Annotated in this window: 17 protein-coding genes and 1 riboswitch; of the genes, 14 read left to right on the top strand and 3 right to left on the bottom strand. The window is 66.9% G+C overall.

Annotated features, from left to right (window positions below):
• Nucleotide 1 precedes the first annotated feature (1 nt).
• The 7 genes from CJ014_RS12230 (at nt 2) to CJ014_RS27850 (ending at nt 6,648) form a co-directional block, all read left to right on the top strand.
• Nucleotides 2-1,003 carry an ABC transporter ATP-binding protein gene (locus CJ014_RS12230; protein WP_100080766.1) on the top strand — a complete coding sequence of 334 codons (1,002 nt, stop codon included), beginning with the start codon at nt 2-4 and terminating at the stop codon, nt 1,001-1,003.
• Entirely contained in the window at nt 1,000-2,010 is a 1,011-nt protein-coding gene (locus tag CJ014_RS12225) for an ABC transporter ATP-binding protein (RefSeq protein ID WP_425351911.1), read from the top strand. The genes CJ014_RS12230 and CJ014_RS12225 overlap by 4 nt, the downstream gene beginning before the upstream one ends.
• Nucleotides 2,011-2,153: 143 nt before the next feature.
• A complete protein-coding gene (locus CJ014_RS12220) occupies nt 2,154-3,227 on the top strand; it encodes a sialidase family protein (RefSeq protein WP_100080764.1) in 1,074 nt (357 codons plus the stop codon).
• 43 nt (nt 3,228-3,270) lie between these two features.
• Nucleotides 3,271-4,527, top strand: a complete 1,257-nt coding sequence (locus tag CJ014_RS12215; protein ID WP_100080763.1) for a four-carbon acid sugar kinase family protein — start codon at nt 3,271-3,273, stop codon at nt 4,525-4,527.
• 86 nt (nt 4,528-4,613) lie between these two features.
• On the top strand, nt 4,614-5,345 hold the full coding sequence (locus CJ014_RS12210; RefSeq protein ID WP_100080762.1) for a FadR/GntR family transcriptional regulator: 732 nt from the start codon (nt 4,614-4,616) through the stop codon (nt 5,343-5,345).
• A gap of 133 nt (nt 5,346-5,478) precedes the next feature.
• A complete protein-coding gene (locus CJ014_RS12205) occupies nt 5,479-6,249 on the top strand; it encodes a fumarylacetoacetate hydrolase family protein (protein WP_165790828.1) in 771 nt (256 codons plus the stop codon).
• A gap of 252 nt (nt 6,250-6,501) precedes the next feature.
• Nucleotides 6,502-6,648, top strand: coding sequence for a hypothetical protein (locus CJ014_RS27850; protein ID WP_165790827.1), 147 nt, complete (start codon nt 6,502-6,504; stop codon nt 6,646-6,648).
• A gap of 140 nt (nt 6,649-6,788) precedes the next feature.
• On the opposite strand, the gene dps is transcribed toward CJ014_RS27850, so the two are convergent.
• Nucleotides 6,789-7,352 carry a DNA starvation/stationary phase protection protein Dps gene (dps, locus tag CJ014_RS12195; RefSeq protein ID WP_100080759.1) on the bottom strand — a complete coding sequence of 188 codons (564 nt, stop codon included), beginning with the start codon at nt 7,350-7,352 and terminating at the stop codon, nt 6,789-6,791.
• 217 nt (nt 7,353-7,569) lie between these two features.
• A riboswitch (cobalamin riboswitch) is annotated at nt 7,570-7,768 on the top strand.
• A 113-nt stretch (nt 7,769-7,881) separates the two neighbouring features.
• Here dps and CJ014_RS12190 point away from each other — a divergent pair.
• The 3 genes from CJ014_RS12190 to CJ014_RS12180 are packed head-to-tail and all read left to right on the top strand — an operon-like array spanning nt 7,882 to nt 10,743.
• The gene (locus tag CJ014_RS12190) at nt 7,882-9,900 is read left to right on the top strand and encodes a ribonucleoside triphosphate reductase (protein ID WP_100080758.1); all 2,019 of its coding nucleotides are present in this window, start codon (nt 7,882-7,884) and stop codon (nt 9,898-9,900) included.
• Nucleotides 9,901-9,923: 23 nt separating this feature from the next.
• Nucleotides 9,924-10,124, top strand: coding sequence for an anaerobic ribonucleoside-triphosphate reductase (gene nrdD, locus CJ014_RS28300; RefSeq protein WP_100080757.1), 201 nt, complete (start codon nt 9,924-9,926; stop codon nt 10,122-10,124).
• Entirely contained in the window at nt 10,111-10,743 is a 633-nt protein-coding gene (locus CJ014_RS12180; protein WP_100080756.1) for an anaerobic ribonucleoside-triphosphate reductase activating protein, read from the top strand. The genes nrdD and CJ014_RS12180 overlap by 14 nt, the downstream gene beginning before the upstream one ends.
• Before the next feature lie 9 nt (nt 10,744-10,752).
• Here the strand turns inward: CJ014_RS12180 and CJ014_RS12175 are convergent, their stop codons facing one another.
• The gene (locus CJ014_RS12175) at nt 10,753-11,709 is read right to left on the bottom strand and encodes a MurR/RpiR family transcriptional regulator (protein WP_207765732.1); all 957 of its coding nucleotides are present in this window, start codon (nt 11,707-11,709) and stop codon (nt 10,753-10,755) included.
• 115 nt (nt 11,710-11,824) lie between these two features.
• Here CJ014_RS12175 and menC point away from each other — a divergent pair, with 115 nt between their 5' ends.
• From menC to CJ014_RS12155, 4 genes are all read left to right on the top strand, one after another.
• The gene (gene menC / locus CJ014_RS12170; RefSeq protein ID WP_100080755.1) at nt 11,825-12,943 is read left to right on the top strand and encodes an o-succinylbenzoate synthase; all 1,119 of its coding nucleotides are present in this window, start codon (nt 11,825-11,827) and stop codon (nt 12,941-12,943) included.
• Nucleotides 12,940-13,680, top strand: a complete 741-nt coding sequence (locus tag CJ014_RS12165; RefSeq protein WP_100080754.1) for a GNAT family N-acetyltransferase — start codon at nt 12,940-12,942, stop codon at nt 13,678-13,680. Before menC ends, CJ014_RS12165 begins: the two co-directional genes overlap by 4 nt.
• Before the next feature lie 136 nt (nt 13,681-13,816).
• The gene (locus CJ014_RS12160) at nt 13,817-15,223 is read left to right on the top strand and encodes a phosphohexomutase domain-containing protein (protein ID WP_100080753.1); all 1,407 of its coding nucleotides are present in this window, start codon (nt 13,817-13,819) and stop codon (nt 15,221-15,223) included.
• An 8-nt stretch (nt 15,224-15,231) separates the two neighbouring features.
• Nucleotides 15,232-16,662 carry a mannose-1-phosphate guanylyltransferase/mannose-6-phosphate isomerase gene (locus tag CJ014_RS12155; RefSeq protein WP_100080752.1) on the top strand — a complete coding sequence of 477 codons (1,431 nt, stop codon included), beginning with the start codon at nt 15,232-15,234 and terminating at the stop codon, nt 16,660-16,662.
• A gap of 88 nt (nt 16,663-16,750) precedes the next feature.
• On the opposite strand, the gene CJ014_RS12150 is transcribed toward CJ014_RS12155, so the two are convergent.
• On the bottom strand, nt 16,751-17,156 hold a 406-nt coding region (locus CJ014_RS12150), incomplete at its 5' end, for an NAD-dependent epimerase/dehydratase family protein (protein ID WP_118847921.1).

Below are 17,156 nucleotides of genomic sequence, written 5' to 3'. Positions count from 1 at the left end.
CGTGACCAAGCTCCTGGAAGTCAACAATCTGCACACGCGCTTCAAGGTGCGAAACGGCTATCTCCATGCCGTCAACGGCGTGTCGTTCAGCCTCGACAAGGGCGAGATGCTGGGCGTGGTCGGCGAATCGGGCTGCGGCAAGAGCGTGTCGATGATGAGCCTGATCCGGCTGTTGCCGCCGGCGGCGCAGATCACCGAGGGCGAGGTGCTGCTCGATGGCGAGGACATCACCCACGCCAGCGTCAGCCGGGTCAATTCCATCCGCGGATCCAAGGTCGGCATGATCTTCCAGGACCCGATGACCTCGCTCAATCCGTTCATGAAGATCGGCGACCAGCTCGTCGAGGGCATCGTCTATCACAGGAAGATAGCGAAGGCCGAGGCGCTGAAGCAGGCCGCCAGATACCTGAAGATGGTCGGCATCTCCAACGCCGAGCACCGGCTGAACGAGTATCCGCACCAGTTGTCGGGCGGCATGCGCCAGCGGGTGATGATCGCCATGGCGCTGCTCAACGAGCCGTCGCTGGTGATCGCCGACGAGCCGACCACGGCGCTCGACGTGACCATCCAGGCGCAGATCGTCGAGCTGGTGAAGGGGCTGCGCGAAAAGCTGAACATGTCGATCATCTGGATCACCCATGACCTCAGCCTGTTGGCCGGCATGGTCGACCGGATCATGGTCATGTACGGCGGCTACGTCGTCGAGGAAGCGGTGCTCGACGACATCTACAAGGCGCCGCTGCACCCCTACACGATCGGTCTCCTGAAATCGATCCCGAGCCTGAAGACCGAGGCCGGCAGCCGCCTGCCGTCGATTCCGGGGGCGCCGCCCAACCTTTTCAGCCCACCCACCGGCTGTCCCTTCGCGCCGCGCTGCGCCTACAAAATCGGTCGCTGCCAGGACGAAGTGCCCATGCTGGCGGCGGTTTCGGGAGCCGGGGGCGAAAGGCCGCACCGGGTTGCCTGCTGGGTCGACGTGCGCGAGCGGGGGGTGGAGCAATGAATATGCACGCAAAGCAGAAGCCGCTCGTCGTGGTGGAGAACCTGGTCAAGCATTTTCCGGTCAAGCTCGGAGCCTTCGGCAACCAATCGGCCGTGGTCCACGCCATCGATGGCGTCAGCTTCGAGATCTACCAGGGCGAGACCCTCGGCCTCGTCGGCGAATCGGGCTGCGGCAAGTCGACCACCGGCTTTGCCCTGCTGCAATTGCACAAGGCGACGTCCGGCAGCGTGAAATTCGACGGCGTCGACCTTGCCCGGCTGCCGGCCAACGAGCTCCGAGCGATGCGCAAGCGGGTGCAGATCGTCTTTCAGGATCCTTATTCGACGCTCAACCCGCGCATGACCATCGGCGAGGCGCTGGCCGAGCCGATGCGGGTGCACAAGACCTGCCCGGAGAAGGATATCCAGCATCGCGTCGCCCAGCTCATCCGTGACGTCGGGCTCAATCCCAATGTGGCCAACCGCTATCCACACGAATTTTCCGGCGGCCAGAGGCAGCGCATCTGCATCGCCCGGGCGCTGGCCAGCAATCCGGAGTTCATCGTCTGCGACGAACCGATCTCGGCGCTCGACGTGTCGATCCAGGCGCAAATCATCAATCTGCTGATGGACATACAGGAAAAGTACAACCTGACTTACCTGTTCATCGCCCATGACTTGGCCGTGGTCCGGCACATCTCCGACCGGGTCGCCGTGATGTATCTCGGCAAGATCATGGAAATCGCCAGCAAGGACGACCTGTTCGGGCGTCCGATGCATCCCTACACCAAGGCGCTGCTGTCGGCCGTGCCCGAGGCCGATCCGGATCTGGAGCGGACACGCAAGCGCATCATCCTGCAGGGCGACGTATCGAACGCCATCGATCCGCCCGCCGGCTGCCGGTTCCATCCGCGCTGCGCCTACGCGGCGGACATTTGCACCCAGTCGATCCCCGAGCTTCATGACCAGGGAGAGGGGCACCGGGTCGCCTGTCTCCGCCTGGCCGAGATTGAGAAAGAGACCGCCTAGTCCACCGATTGACCGAGCGAGCCGAATGCGTATCGGCCCGGCCGCCTGACCAGAGGCGGCCGGGAAAGGGAGGATCTGTCCCTGAACAAGGGCATCCCCCGCGTCGCTGCCGGCAAGCAAGACACGAAAGCGGGAACGCACCCATGAAAGTGCTTCAAGAGAAAAAAATACCGACGCCCTGCGTGAGCAATCACGCCTCCAACCTCGTGGAGCTCGGAAACGGCGATCTCCTCTGCGCCTGGTTCGGCGGCTCCATGGAGGGGTCTTCGGATATCAGCATCTACATCGCCCGGCACGACCGCGGCCGCGACGCCTGGCTTGACGCCGTCAGGATGTCGGACGACCCCATGCGCTCGGAACAGAATCCGGCCCTGTTCCGGCATCCCTCGGGCGAGGTGTGGCTTCTCTACACCGCCCAGGACAAGGCCGACCAGGGAACGGCCGTCGTCCATCTCCGCCGGTCGGCCGACGACGGCCGGACGTGGAGCGAGACGCGCGATCTCATCGCGCGGCCGGGCACCTTCATCCGCCATGCGCCGGTGATCAACCCGTCGGGGCTGCTGCTCCTGCCGGTCTGGCACAGCGACATGCACAATGCCTTCGGCGACGATTCGAGCCTCGTGCAGGTGTCGGCCGACGGGGGCGGCAGTTGGGACCTCCTGGCGGTGCCGGACAGCCGGGGATGCGTCCACATGGACATCCTCGAGAACTGCCAGGTGGCTTTCTTCCGGCGGCGCCAGGCCGACTGCGTCTTCCGCAGCGTGTCGCAGGACGGCGGCCTCAACTGGTCGCCGCCGGAGCCGACGACGCTGCCCAACAACAACTCGTCGATCCAGGCCCGCGTGCTCGGGGATGGCCGTCTCGCCATCGTCTACAATGCCATCGCGGCGGCCGGCCGCGCCGGCGAGAGCGCCGTTCCGCCGTGGATCAAGGATCGGCAGGCGTTCCTCGCCGCCTGCGGGGCGATCGAGAATGGCGCCATCTGGGGGGTGCCGCGCAATCCCCTCGTCCTCTCCACCTCGGCCGATCTCGGGCTGAGCTGGCGCAAGGAGCTGGTGCTGGAGGCCGATCCCGCTCTCCGTTCGGCCCACGACGATCGCGGCGCCTTCGTCGGCGACTATTCCTATCCGTCCATCATCCAGACGAGCGATGGGCGGGTGCAGGTCAGCTACTCGTATCTTCGCGATTACATCAAGCATGTGACGCTCGCCACCTAGACGTTTCAGCTCGAACTCAAGCCGATCCGAGCAGGAGCTCGTCATGATGCCAATTGAAAAGATCGCGATCATTGCCGACGACTACACCGGGGCCGGGGACGCGGGCATTCATTTCGCCCGCTTCGGCCGGAAGATCGAGCTGTTGCTGCATATCGACGCCCTTGCCCGGAAGCATCGGGACAACAGCGATATCGCCCTCACCAGCGAGACGCGGTTCCTCGATCCCGGCGAGGCGGGAGCCGTGGTGCTCGACATGGTCCGGCAGTGCCGCGCCGCCGGCTATGACCGCATCTTCAAGAAGATCGATTCCACCATGCGGGGCAACCCGGGCAGCGAGATCGAGGCCGTGCTGGCGGGAATGGGCCTCGCCGCCGCGCTGATCTGCCCCGCCATGCCGAAGACCGGCCGGACCTGTCTCGATGGCGTGATCTATCTCGATGGCGTGCCGCTGCACCGGAGCGATATCGGGCGCGATCCCTTTCATCCGCTGTCAAGCTCCAATGTGTCCGATCTTCTCTGCCTGCAGACCGACCTGCCGATCGGTCACATCGGCCTCCAGGACATCGAGGCCGGCGAGGCGGCGCTTCGACAGACCATCGCCTCCCTGCTGGAGCGCGGCGTCCGCCTGATGGTTGCCGATGCCGTCGAGGATCATCATCTCGCCGCGCTGGCGCGGCAGCTTGCGCCGGGCGATCTGCTGCCGGTCGGCGCCGGCGGCTTTGCCGAGGCGCTGGCCCGCCTCAGCGCGCCGGAGGGATGGACGGACTGCGAGGGGCGCAAGGTGAGGCTTCGTCGGCCGATCGTTTCGGTGGTGGGCAGCCTGACGGAGGTGTCGCGCCGCCAGGCGGCGCATGCCGACAAAAGCGGCCTGTTCCGGACCATCGACATCCGCTCGGACGCGCCGCCGGCCGATATCCGGAACGCTTGCGAGGCGCGCCTCAGCGAGCCCGGCCGGAACCAGCCGAACATTCTCCTGCGGGTGGTGAATGGGGAGCGACCGGACAAGATCTCGCGTGAGGACGGCGAGCGGGTGGCCGAAAAGCTCGGCTATGCCACCGCCAGCATCTGCTCCCTGGTGCCATGCCGGACGGTGGTGTCGACGGGCGGCAGCACGTCGATGGCCGTGGCCGAGGCGCTGGGCATCGAATCGGTGGACCTCGTCGATGAAATCCTGCCCGGCATCGTCGTCGGCGCCTGCAATCGGCCGAACGGCGGCATCGAGTGGTTCATTTCCAAGGCCGGCGGCTTCGGAGACGACAGCGTTCTGACCGAGATCGACGCCCGTTGCGTCGGCGTGTGACGGGGGCGCCGGCGGCCGCTTGCACAAATTTACAAATTGGGATTAGTTGTTCTGGCTCTTCGCATTCTTCATCCGAGGCCAGAACCGTGACGAACCCGAACGCCAGGCGCCGGACGACGCTGTCGGACAGCGTCTATCATTCCCTGTTCGGCCGGATCTCCAACGGCGAGTATCGGGTGAACGAGAAGCTGCCGCCGGAGACGGTGCTGTCGCAGGAGTTCGGCGTTTCCCGCCCCGTGCTGCGGATGGCGCTCGAGCGGCTGCGCGAGGAAGGGCTGATCCATTCGCGACAAGGGGCCGGCAGCTATGTGCGCACGGCGACCGCCTCGACGCCGGTCGGCTTTTCGCCCGTCGAAACGCTGGCCGACATCCAGCGCTGTTACGAATTCCGCCTGACGATCGAAACCCAGGCGGCGGCGCTCGCCGCCGACCGGCGCGACGAAACGGCGCTCCGGGGAATCGCGCAGGCGCTTGAGCTGATGCGGGCGGCGACGGGCTCGCACCAGCACCGCGAGGACGCCGATTTCGCCTTCCACCTGGCGATCGCCCAGGCCTCCAACAACCAGTATTTCGAGGCGACTTTCCGGGCGTTGCGCGAGCACATCAACGTCGGCATGCGCCTGCACGGCATGTCGCTGATGGCCGGCGGCGGGCTCGAGGAAACGCTGGCCGAGCACAACGGTTTGTTCGACGCCATATCGGCCGGCGACCGGGCGCAGGCGTCCGAGCTGATGCGCGGGCATCTCGAGCATTCGCGCGACCGCCTGTTCGGCGGCGGTCTGCTCGATCTTCGCATGTCGCGCCAGCCACCGGCCTGATCGGCACGAGGGCGACGGGTTTCGCAAGGCCGTCCCGAGCGAGTTGACAAGTCTTGCGCCCACGCAACACAACGTTCCGCCTCTCTCCCGCCCGGGAAGGGTGGCCGTTCGCCGAAACAAGGAGATTTTTGAGGTGTCACATGAAATCGGAGCCGCAAGCCGTCTTGCCGATCTGCTGATCGAGGCCCGTGAAAAGGGGAAAAAGCTCACTTCGGAAGCGATCGGCGATCTCGTTCCGCCCGACGCCGCGGCGGCCGATGCGGTCCAGCTCGCCGTTGCCGCCCGGCTCGGTTCGATCGGCGGCTACAAGGTGCTGCAGGTCGGCGATAACCCCGGCGCCTGGGGCGCCGTCCTGGCCAAGCGCATTTTCGAGGCGCCCGCCGCGGTTGCCTATTCGGTCTCGCCGCTCAAGGTCGAGGCTGAGATCGCTTTCGTGTTCGGTCGCGATCTTCCCGGCAAACCGGATGGCGCGGCTTATTCGGCCGACGACGTGGCGGCGGCGATCGATGGCGCCTTCGCCGCTTTCGAGATTCTGGAGAGCTGCCTTGCCGCCGAGCCTCGGCCATCGCCGCTTCTGGGCCGCGCCGACTTCATGGGCAACTGGGGTCTTGTGCGCGGCCCGGTGGTCGCCGACTGGCGCGCCCGCGTCCATGCCGACGTGGCGGTGCGGCTGGAAGTCGGCGGCCGCGTCGCGGTCGACCAGAAAGGCGGGCACCCGTCGGGCGCCCCGGCGCATCCGCTGACCTGGCTCGCCAACGCGCTCGCCGCTGCCGGCCGTCCGCTGCGGGCGGGCGAGGTGGTGACCACCGGCGCCTTTGGCGGCGGCCATGACATCGCGCCGGGCGAGACGGCGGTGGCGACCATCGAGGGGTTCGAGCCGATCCGTTTCACGCTCAAGGCGTAACGAGCTGGGCCGGCCAGAGCATCGGACCGAAAAATGGACCACTTTTCGGTCCGATGCGCAAACAAAAGACTGGAGCGGCAGCCCGGATATATCCGAGCGTCCGCCGCTCTAGGGAAAGGTAAAGGAGAACCTAACGCCGCCTTTAGATTTTCTTTGGCCGGCCTTCAGCGAATGCTACTTTCGTATATGCGGGCAAGAGCCTATATGGAGGGCGTCGAACGCGATTGTTCGGCGCAAGGAAAGGAAACCGAGATGTTCGCCCAGGCTCCCCTCAACAGGACGTACCGCGACTCCCGCGCCGTCGAGCGGGATACCACCTATGTGCGCGGCTTCGGTTCGGAATTCCGCGAGCGTCAGTATGTTCGCGCCACCGGCGGCAGCCGGATTGCCGGCCTCTGACAAGGACGGCCGCCAGCCGATCCACCCAGGTCTCAAGCGCCCGATCCGCAAGGATGTCGGGCGCTTTGCTTTTTGGGACGACGTCAAAGCGGCGCTGCCCGCGCCCGGGGGGCGCGGGAGATGCTTTCCGGCCGGACTGATCAGTTCGGCAGGTGGGCCTCGAGGAACCACAGCGCCTTGTCGAGGGCGCGCGAATAGCCGGTCAGGATGTCGGCCGTGTCGGCATCGCCGGCTTCGCTCGTCTGGTCGATGCCGTCACGCACCGTCGTGGCGGCCTTGGTATAGCGTTCGGTCAGCGCCTTGAGGTGATCGTCCTCGGCGGTGATGTCGGCCGGATAAGCCGGCAGGCGGCTCGCCGCCGCGACGCCCTGCAGTGTGCCGTTGGCAATCCCGCCCAGCTGGACGATGCGCTCGGCCATGGTGTCGACATGCCCGTCGATTTCCGTGCGGAATCCGTCGAGCATTTCGTGGATGGCGATGAAGCGCGGGCCCTTCAGGTTCCAGTGCGCCTGCTTGGTCAGCAGCGCCAGGTCGATGCCGTCGGCGAGAAGCGCGCCGAGAACCTCGGTCGAAACCTTCTTGGCATTGGACTTCAGCGTGTTGCGGGTCGTCATCAGATCGTTCCTCTTCGTTGGTGCTTCGGGTTGGAGATCGCCGGCAGTTTCCGTCCGGGAGGTTGGCGTCGCGCAGCCGGCATGATTCATCCTGCAAAGACATGACGTAGGTTTTCCGGATGCGATGGCAAGCTGCGAAAACCCGTATGGCGGGAAAAGCATACCTCGCAGGCCGCTCCGGCGGCAGGCGGGCGGGGCGGTTTTCCTTGCGCGGGATGCTACGTGATCCACAGCCCGTTCACAAACCGTATCTGGGGAACTACTGAAGGTCGCTCTGCTGGATTGACCCGACTCGCTTGGCGGTGAATACCATGTGTTGAGCCGAGGTTCTCCGGATGCCACAACATCTGGAGCGAAGAGGGAAGCCGGTCCAATACCGGCGCTGCCCCCGCAACTGTAGGCGGGAAGTGACCGATCCACGAATGTCACTGGTGCGACGCACTGGGAAGACGGATCGGCCGCCGAGACCCGCGAGCCAGGAGACCTGCCCCGGCCTATGAGAAATGTCCTCGGGCGGGGTGCACCGGTGGATCGTCGTCGTCGCATGGCCGGAGTGCGTCTCCGCCATCGCCGGCCGCGTTCCCGTCGTTCCCCGCCCTGATCCGGGTGCAGAAGAACGATGTCGGAAGTCAGTCCAGCCAGTCCCCCTCTCAGCGTCCTCAAGCGTTCGGGCGCGCTCGTCCCGTTCGATGCGGACAAGATCCGATCGGCCGTGGAACGGGCCGGCGCCGCCACCGGCGAATTTTCCGGCGGCGAGGCGCAGCTTCTCGCCATGCAGGCGGTCAAGGTGCTCGCCCATCGCTTTGCCGGCCGCACGCCGTCGATCGAGGAGATCCAGGACGTCGTCGAGCAGGCACTGATCTCCGCGAACCATTTCGCCACGGCGCGCGCCTATATCGTCTATCGCGAGCAGCGGGCCCGGCTGCGCCGCGACGCCAATACCGTCGTCGACGTCGTCGCGTCGGTCGACGAATATCTCGAACGCGCCGACTGGCGGGTCAACGCCAACGCCAACCAGGGCTATTCGCTGGGCGGCCTGATCCTCAACGTCTCCGGCAAGGTAACCGCCAATTACTGGCTCAGCCACGTCTATCCGCCGGAGGTCGGCCGTGCGCACCGCGACGGTGACATCCACATTCACGACCTCGACATGCTCTCGGGCTATTGCGCCGGCTGGTCGCTCCGGACCTTGCTCACCGAAGGCCTCAACGGCGTGCCGGGCAAGGTGGAAGCCGGGCCGCCGAAGCATCTTTCGAGCGCCGTCGGCCAGATCGTCAATTTCCTCGGCACCTTGCAGAACGAATGGGCCGGCGCCCAGGCCTTTTCGTCCTTCGACACCTATATGGCGCCCTTCGTCCGCAAGGACCGGCTGACCTACGAGGAGGTGCGGCAGTCGATCCAGGAGCTGATCTATAACCTCAACGTCCCCTCGCGCTGGGGTACCCAGACGCCGTTCACCAACCTCACCTTCGACTGGGTGTGTCCGGACGACCTCAAGGACCAGGTGCCGGTCATCGGCGGCATCGAGATGGACTTCCGCTATGGCGACCTGCAGGCCGAGATGGACGTCATCAACCGAGCCTACATGGAAGTGATGACGGCGGGCGATGCCAAGGGCCGCGTCTTCACCTTCCCGATCCCGACCTACAACATCACCGGCGATTTTCCCTGGGACAGCGACAACGCCAGCCGGCTGTTCGAGATGACGGCCAAATACGGGCTGCCCTATTTCCAGAATTTCCTCAATTCCGAGCTGACGCCGAACATGGTGCGCTCCATGTGCTGCCGGCTGCAACTCGATCTCAGGGAACTCTTGAAGCGCGGCAACGGCCTGTTCGGCTCGGCCGAGCAGACGGGGTCGGTGGGCGTCGTCACGGTGAACTGCGCGCGGCTCGGCTACCTTCACAAAGGCGACGAGGCCGGACTGTTCAGGCGGCTCGACGATCTCCTGGCGATCGGCCGCACCAGCCTGGAGATCAAGCGCAAGGTTATCCAGTCGCTGATGGATCAGGGCCTGTTCCCCTATACGAAACGCTACCTCGGCACGCTCCGCAACCACTTCTCGACGCTTGGCCTCAACGGCGTCAACGAGATGGTCCGCAACTTCAGCGGCGACGCCGAGGACATCACGACGGCGTGGGGCGAGGCGTTCGCCGTCCGTCTGCTCGACCACGTGCGGGCGAGGATCGTCGCCTTCCAGGAGGAGACGGGGCATCTCTACAATCTCGAAGCGACGCCGGCGGAGGGAACGACCTATCGCTTCGCCCGGGAGGACGGGAAGCGCTTTCCCGGCATCCTGCAGGCCGGCACGCCGGAGGCGCCCTACTACACCAATTCCAGCCAGCTCCCGGTCGGCTTCACCGACGACACCTTCGAGGCGCTTCGTCGCCAGGAGCCGCTTCAGACCCGCTATACCGGCGGCACGGTGCTGCACCTTTATCTCGGCGAGCGGGTGTCGTCGGCCGAGGCCTGCAAGAAGCTGGTCCGGCGGGCGCTCGAGAATTTCCGGCTGCCCTACATCACCGTGACGCCGACCTTCTCGATCTGTCCCAAGCACGGCTACATCGCCGGCGAGCACGAATTCTGCCCGATCTGCGACGCCGAACGGCTGGCCGAAAAACGCGCCGCCGCCGAATGACCTTTCATCCAAGGAGATCCGCCATGAACAAGCCTCTGACCACCCTCGAAGCCGACGCCGCCCTCCAGCTCGCCGATGACGAGCGCCAGCGCTGCGAGATCTGGACGCGGGTGATGGGCTATCACCGCCCCGTCTCGTCCTTCAACAAGGGCAAGAAGAGCGAATTCGCCGAACGCACCTATTTCCTGGAGGCGGCGCGGCGCGACCTCGATGAACGGCGCTGACATCGCGGTCGGCGGCTTCACGCCGCTGTCCTCCTGCGACTGGCCGGGCGAACTCACGGCAACGGTATTCTGCCAGGGTTGCCCGCTCGCCTGCCGCTATTGCCACAACGCCGACCTGATCCCGCCCGGCCGAGGCGGCGGGCCGGAGTTCGCGACGATTCTCAGCGTGCTGGACAGGCGGCGAGGACTTCTGGACGGCGTATTGTTCTCGGGTGGCGAGCCGACCCTGCAAAAGGCCCTGCCGGACGCGATCGCCGCCGTCAGGGCGCGCGGCTTCCGCGTCGGCCTGCACACCGCCGGTCCCTATCCCGATCGTCTTGCGCGTCTTTTGTCGCAGCTCGACTGGGTCGGCTTCGACGTCAAGGCGCCGTTTGCCGACTATGAACGCATCACCGGCGTTCCCGGAAGCGGCGTCAGGGCACGCGAAAGCCTTGTCGCGCTGGCCGGCAGCGGCGTCGCCTTCGAGGTTCGCACCACCGTGCATCCATGGCTGCTCGCCGATGCCGATCTCGTCCGTCTCGACGCCGATCTCGCCGCGCTGGGCCTCGGGCCGACGCGCCGGCAGCCGTTCCGGGCCGAGGGATGCCGCGACGCGGAACTGCTGCTCAAGGCCGGCTGATGAGGCAGTCTATTTTCGGCCGATGTCGGCCTTGCGGCGGGGCCGGCCGGTGGCCGGCCGTCGCGCCGGTCGATCGGTGCCGTGCCCGCCGGCCGCCGTGTGGCCGATGAAGTCGTTATAAAGAGCGGACATCGCGCTGAGGCGCGCCTCCACCTCCGGCCCCAGCTCGGCGAATACCGCGTTGACGATGAGGCCGATCAGGCTCGCCATGGCCGACGTGGCATCCCAGAACTGATCGAAATCGGTGCGGACGGCGAACACCTCGTCCGCCGCTTCGCGGCCCCAGGCGCAATAGGGATCGGTGATCAGCGTCACCTTCACGCCGGCGGCGCGGGCGGCGATGCCGAGATGGCGGGCAAGGCGGGAATAGCGGCGGGCATCGACGATCACCAGCGCCGTTTCCTCGGGCGCGTCGAGCAGGAGATCGGCGAACGTGCCGTCGGCGGCATCCATCAGATGGACGCCCGGCCGCAGATAGGAAAGGCCGTGGGCCAGATACTGGGCATGGCCGCGTTCCGTCTGGAAGCCGGCGACGAACACCTTGCCGGCCTTGGCGAGCCGCGCCGCCACGGCACGGAAAGCCGGTGTCGCCGCCAGTTCGTGATTGGCCACGATGGCCGCGATTTCCTTTTCGAGGGCCTGGCTTTCTCCCGCCCGGCTGCGTGCGGCGAAATCGCGCAGCCGGTCGCCGATCAGGAAGGCGCTGTCGCCGAGGAGCGATGCCTTGAGGTCCTTGAAATGGCGAAAGCCGATGGCCCGGCAATAGCGGCCAACCGAGGCTTCGGACACGCCGATGCGCCGGGCAACCGAGCCGGCGGTCTCGAAGGGCAGGCTGGATAGATCGCTCAGGAAGAAGCCGGCGATGGCCGCCTCCGTCCGCGTGGCGGCGGCAAGGCTGTTCTCGATGCGGCGTCGGAGGTCGGCGCCCGGTCCCGCCGTTTGCTTTGCGCCGCGCCGTTCCTGCACGCCAAGCTCCCTTCGAAGTCTGCCGGAACGCTGACAGGGAAATTGCCGAGTGTCAATCTTGCAAAGAAACTTGCAGCAGCCTACCGTCCGTCGGCATTTCCCGGAGATCCCGCCGATGACCCGTTCCCTTCCGCCGATCGAGCGTGCCGAATTGAGGCTCGTCCGGCTGCCGCTGATCAATCCCTTCACCATCTCGACCGGTACCATGACCGAGCGCGTCTTCCCGCTGGTGACGCTGTCGGCGGGCGGGCTGGAGGGCTACGCCGAGGGCGTGATGGATCCGCTGCCCGATTTTCTCGAGGAGACGATCGCCGGCGCCATGGACCTGATCGGCGAGACCATCCTGCCGTCGATGATGGGCCGGTCGTTCGACAACCCGGCGGCGGTCGAAAGGCTGCTGTTCCCCTGGCGCGGCAACCGCATGGCGCTCGCCACCGTCGAGATGGCCTTCTGGGATCTCTGGGCCAAGTGGCTCGACCTGCCGCTCGGCCGGCTGATCGGCGGGGCGGGCGAGGCGGTGGATGTCGGCGTGTCGCTCGGCATCGGCCCGATCGACGGCACGCTTGCCCGGGTGGAGAGCCACGTGGCGCAAGGCTACAAGCGCATCAAGCTGAAGATCATGCCGGGCCACGACATCGAGCTGCTGGAGGCGGTGCGCCGGGCTTTCCCGGATATCAAGCTGTCCGTCGACGCCAACAGCGCCTACCGTCTGTCCGACTGGGCGGTGCTCGGCCGGCTCGACGACTTCCATCTCGAATATGTCGAGCAGCCGCTCGCCCACGACGACATCGCCGATCATGCCTTGCTGCAACGCCGTCTCAGGACCCCTGTCTGCCTTGACGAAAGCATCCGCAGCGCCGGCCACGCCCGGCGGGCACTGCAGGCCGACGCGACGCGCGTCATCAATATCAAGGTCGGCCGCGTCGGCGGCATCGCCGAAGCGATCCGCGTCCACGATATCGCCGCCGCCTTCGACGTTCCCGTCTGGTGCGGCGGCATGCTGGAATCGGGCGTCGGCCGTGCCCACAACATTCACCTGTCGACGCTGCCCAACTTCCGGAAGCCGGGCGACACCTCGTCGGCGAGCCGCTACTTCCACCGCGACATCATCGTCGAGAAACTCGAAACCACGGACGGCCGCATGCCGGTGCCGGACGGGTCGGGCATCGGCGTCCATCTCGATCGCGATGCGCTCGACGACGTCACCCGGTCGGTCCGGAGCTTTTCGGCATGAGCGCCGCCGCCGGGCAGCCGGTCATCCGCGATCTTGCGGGCATGGCCGAGTTCCACGCCGCCGAGGAACTGCAGCGCGATGTCTGGGGCCCGGACGACAAGATCGATCCCGGCGACCTGATGATGGTGATCCAGGCCGAGGGCGGGCTGGCCGCCGGCGCCTTTCTCGACGGCCGCCTGATCGGCTACGTGTTCGCCTTCCCGACGGCGACGCCCGGCGTGCAGCATTCGCATCGCCTCGCCGTGCGCACCGAAGCGCGCGGCCTAGGGCTCGGCCTGAAACTGAAGCTCTACCAGGCCGACTGGTGCCTGCAGCGCGGCATCCGGCACGTGCGATGGACCTACGATCCGCTGCGCCTGCCCAACGCCGCCCTCAACATCGGTCGTCTCGGCGCGACGGCCGCCACCTATCACCGCGACTATTACGGCGAGATGGGCGGCATCAATGCCGGCACCGCGTCCGACCGGCTTCTCGCCGACTGGCGGCTGGACGGCGATCGTTACGTCCGCTGCCGGGCCGGAGAGGCCATGCTGACGGCGGCGGAGGCCGCCATTGCCCGCCGGGTCGCCCTGCCGGCCGATTTTGGAAGCCTGCTCAAGACCGACCCCGGCGCGGCGGGCGCCGAACGCTTCAGGGTGCGGGGGGAGATCGAGGCGGCTTTTTCCGCCGGCTTTGTCATCGCCGGCGTCGATACCGCGGAACCGGCCTATCTCCTCCTACGTTCCCCAATCGGCTGAGCGGGGCGGCAGGCGCTGAGCAGCATTGCACCCACTAGTCCGCTAGACTACATACGATCTGTACAAGGTTTTTTCGTTCCTTCGATAGATTCCAACGATTTCCTCCGATCATCGTCCCTCTTGATTGCGAGATGCCATGTCCGTCAGTTTTGGAACGTCGGGTCTTCGTGGCCCGGCCATCGATTTCACCAGCTCCACCTCGGCCGCCTATGTGCGCGCCTTTCTGGAGGTCATTTGCTCCGGCGCTTCGTCGCGGACCGTCTACCTCGGCGCCGATCTCAGGGCATCCAGCCCGGAGATCGCCGGCTACGCCGCCGCGGCCATTGCCGCCGCCGGCTGGACGCCGGTCTATGCCGGCAACGTGCCGACGCCAGCCTTGGCAGCCTATGCCCTGGCCCGTCGGTCGCCGGCCGTCATGGTCACCGGCAGCCACATTCCCGAGGACTACAACGGCATCAAGTTCTATCGCCCCGACGGCGAATTCCTGAAGGAAGACGAGGCGCCGGTGCGCGAACGTGCCGAAGCCCTGCTCGCCGGAACTCTTTCCGCCGGCGACGACAGCCTGCCGCCGGTCGATCCAGCCATCGCCGAAGCCTATGTCGCCCGCTACACCGATGCCTTTGCCGGGCGGCCGCTCGAGGGGCTTCGGGTCGGGCTCGACCTGCATTCCGCCGTCGGCCGCGATCTCACGGCCCGCATTCTCGAAGGCCTTGGCGCCGAGGTGTTCCCGTTCCGCCGGTCCGACCGCTTCATCGCCGTCGATACCGAGGCGCTCGATCCTGCCGACCTGTCGCGCGCCAAGGACAAGATCGCCGCCCATCGGCTCGACGCCGTGGTCTCCACCGACGGCGACGGCGACCGGCCCCTGGTGATCGACGAGGGCGGCCGCCAGATCAACGGCGACGTGCTCGGCATCCTCACCGCCCGCCGGCTCGGCGCCAGGACGGTGGTGACGCCGATCTCCTCGACCTCGGCCATCGAGATGACCGGCTGGTTCGAGACCGTGGTCCGCACCCGCATCGGCTCGCCTTTCGTGGTGGCCGGCATGGCCGCGGCGACGGCGGCGCCGGTGGTCGGCTTCGAAGCCAACGGCGGCTTCCTGACCGAAAGCGACATCGCGCTTGCCGGTGGCTCGCTGACGCGCCTGCCGACCCGCGACGCCATCTTGCCGATGGTTGCCGTGCTCGTGGCCTCGGCCGAGGCGAAGAGACCGCTGTCGGCGCTGGTGGCGGATCTGCCGCCGCGCGTCATGAAGGCCGACCGGCTCAAAAAGATCGCGCCGGCCGACGGGGCAAGGCTGATCGCCGCCGTCGACGGCTCGCGCGAGGCGCGCGTCGCGCTCGACCCGCGCCTTGCCGCGCCGGTCGCCGTCGACCGCACCGACGGGCTTCGCCTGGTGCTGCCGGGCGGCGACATCGTCCACTTCCGGCAGTCGGGTAACGCGCCGGAGCTGCGCTGCTATGTCGAGACCGACAGCGCCGCGAAGACCGATGCGCTGCTCGCCGATATGCTGGCCGCCCTCAACCGCCATTTCGCCGCCTGAGAGAACCGATGTCCCAAGGATCCTCCAAGATCGTTCCCGTCATCCTGGCCGGCGGCTCCGGCACCCGCCTGTGGCCGGCGTCGCGCGACGCCTTTCCCAAGCAGTTCCAGCCGCTGACCGGCGACCTGTCGACCTATCAGGAGACGTTGCGGCGCGTCGCCGATCCCGCCCTGTTCGACGACCCGGTGGTGATCACCTCGGACGCCTTCCGCTTCTTCGCCCGCCGCCAGGCGGCGGATGTCGGCGTCAAGGCAACGGTGGTGCTGGAGCCGGCCCGCCGCGATAGCGCCGCCGCCGTTGCCGCCGCCGCCGCCTTCGTCGAAAAGACGCGCCCGGGCAGCGCGGTGTTGGCGCTCGCCGCCGACCATGTGGTGCTCGACGACGAGGTATTCCGCGATGCCGTCCGGCTCGGCCTGACGGCGGCGGAAGCCGGCAAGATCGTGGTGTTCGGCCTCGTGCCGACCGAGCCGAAGACCGCCTACGGCTATATTCGTCCCGGCGCGGCGCTCGATGGCGACGACGATCTCTGCCTCGTCGACGCCTTCGTCGAAAAGCCCGACGCCACGACGGCCCTCGATTATCTCCGGCAGGGCTATCTGTGGAATTCCGGCAACTTCCTGTTCAAGGCGAGCCATATGCTGGCCGAGTTCGGCAAGTACGCGCCGGATATCGCGGCGGCCGCCTCGGAGGCCGTCGACAAGGCTTCGGAGGACATCGGCTTTGTCCGGCTCGATCCGGACGCCTTCTCGACGGCGCGCAAGACGTCGATCGACTATGCGGTGATCGAGAAGACGGATGAGATCGCCGTGGTCAAGGGCCGCTTCCGCTGGTCGGACGTCGGCGCCTGGGACGCCATCTGGCAGGTGAGCGAGCGCGACGGCGAGGGTAATGCCGTTCACGGCGACGGCGTGGTGCTCGCCTCGCACGACTGCCTGGTCCACAGCCAGGGCATCCTGACGACCGTGGTCGGCGCCGAAGGGTTGCTGGTGGTGGCGACGCCGGATGCGGTGATGGTGGCGCCACGCGAACAGGCGCAGGCCGTCAAGGGGCTGGTCGACGCGCTGAAGGCGGGCGGGCGCGACGAGGCGACGCTGCATCGCCGCGATTATCGCCCCTGGGGCTATATCGAGGCGCTGGTCGCCGGGCCCCGCTTTGCCGTCAAGCATATCGTGGTCGATCCGGGCGGCGTGCTGTCGCTGCAGCGCCACCAGCACCGGGCCGAGCACTGGGTGGTGGTCAACGGCACGGCGACCATCGAGATCGAGGGTGAGGCGCCGCGCCTCCTGACCATCAACCAGTCGGCTTACGTGCCGCTCGGTGCTCGCCATCGCCTGTCCAACCGGGGCAAGATCCCGCTGGAGCTGATCGAGGTGCAGTCCGGCGCCTATCTCGGCAACGACGATATCGAGCGTATCGAGGATATCTACCAGCGCGCCTGAGACGTGGCCGAGTAGGCTGGAGACCGGCTGAATTGGCGGCTCGACTCACGGGCAAGCTACACGTTTCGGGTCGCTTGCCCGTTGCCTTTCAGCCCTTCCAGGTCCTGTACCATTCGACGAAGTTTCTGACGCCTGTCGGCACGTCGGTTTGGGGCACATAGCCGGTGAGCGCCTCGAGAAGGTCGGGGGCGGCGTAGGTCTGCGGCACGTCGCCCTTCTGCATCGGCAACAGGTTGCGGACCGCCGGCTTGCCGAGCGCCGCCTCGATCGCCGCGATGAAGTCCAGGAGGCCGACCGGCTGGCCGCCGCCGATGTTGACGACACGGAACGGCGCCTGGCGCGACAGCGTGTCGGTGACGCCCCCGACGGTGACGCGGTTGTCCTCGCCCGGGGCGACGGGCACCAGCCGGACGATCGCCTCGATGAGGTCGTCGACATAGGTGAAGTCGCGCCGCATGTGGCCTTCGCCGTAGACGTCGATCGGCTCGCCCCGG

The sequence above is a fragment of the Pleomorphomonas carboxyditropha genome (assembly GCF_002770725.1).
Classification (GTDB): domain Bacteria; phylum Pseudomonadota; class Alphaproteobacteria; order Rhizobiales; family Pleomorphomonadaceae; genus Pleomorphomonas; species Pleomorphomonas carboxyditropha.
The sequence above is the reverse complement of the archived record's forward strand: the minus strand, read 5'-3'. Positions and strand labels throughout refer to the sequence as shown.